The sequence below is a fragment of the Liquorilactobacillus capillatus DSM 19910 genome (genome assembly GCF_001434915.1).
GTDB lineage: Bacteria > Bacillota > Bacilli > Lactobacillales > Lactobacillaceae > Liquorilactobacillus > Liquorilactobacillus capillatus.
This window is the reverse complement of the sequence record NZ_AZEF01000043.1, coordinates 1-1,133: the sequence shown is the minus strand read 5'-3', so window position 1 is coordinate 1,133 and position 1,133 is coordinate 1. Positions and strand designations below refer to the sequence as shown.

The 1,133-nt window shown below is 36.4% G+C and carries 1 protein-coding gene; it reads left to right on the top strand.

Features of this window, described 5'->3' with window-relative positions:
* A partial coding sequence (locus FC81_RS09390) for a phage portal protein (protein ID WP_057746201.1) occupies positions 1 to 1,086 on the top strand: 1,086 nt, incomplete at its 5' end.
* Between the last annotated feature and the right edge of the window lie 47 nt (positions 1,087 to 1,133).

Below are 1,133 nucleotides of genomic sequence, written 5' to 3'. Positions count from 1 at the left end.
ACAACCAAGACCACAAGCACAACACAAGATCCGTTTTTAGATGCGTTGGTAAGTTTGTCGAGTGACAATACAAATACATTTGTAAGTGCCAGCGTACTAAAAAATTCCGACATATTCGCAGCAATTAATATCATTGCGAGTGATATTGCAAGTAATCCAATCTTATGTGGTACTGATGCAATAGATAAGATGATTAACTCAAAGCCAAACAGTATTATGGACGGTTATCACTTTAAATATGCTTTGGCGGTAAATATGTTGCTGAATGGTAATTCATTTGCACAGATTTTACCAGGCAACCAACTTAAATTCATACCCAATAACAAAATGGTTGTTGAACAAGATGATGTGAGTGGAGTTTTAACATACACTTACTCACCTGATGGACGAACTAAGCAGCAGATTGCGCCTGTCAGCATACTTCATTTCAAGTATTTCACTAGAGATGGAGTTACTGGTATTAGTCCATTGTATTCATTAAAAGATGAACAAAATATTCAGTCCGCTGGAAATAAATTGTTGACTGGTTTCTTTAATCAGGGAGTTCATGGCACAACAATTGTGAAAGTCCACCAATCAGATTTGGGGAAAGATGCTAAGGAAAACATTAGGAAGAAATTTGATGAAGCGACAACAGGAAATAACTCACTTAATTCCGTTGTGGTTGATGATGGTATGGACGTTTCAAATTTACAAATTAATACTGATGTTTTAAAACTGGTCAACTCTAATGACTGGACAACTAGACAAATTGCTAAGGCATTTCAGTTACCAGTTGAACGGTTAGGCTTAGAGAATGAGCACTCAAACACCGAGCAAAGTAATATTCAATATCTTAAAGGTACTTTGCAGCATTATTTTGATTGCTTTACAAGTGAGTTAGCTTTCAAGTTAGATAAAACATTTAACTTCAATACCGATAAATTGCTTAGTTTAGACCCGCAAGACCAACAAACAATGGCCGCTGCTGGTTATTCTGGTGGAGTTTTAACTAGAAATGAGGCACGAGATAAACTAGACCTTCCAGCAACAGACGATGGCAATATATTTGTAAATATTAATAAGAATGGGGCTGCTGACGAGTGATATGAAAAAAATAATAGTCGTTATGGGTGCTCCCTGTTCTGGAAAAA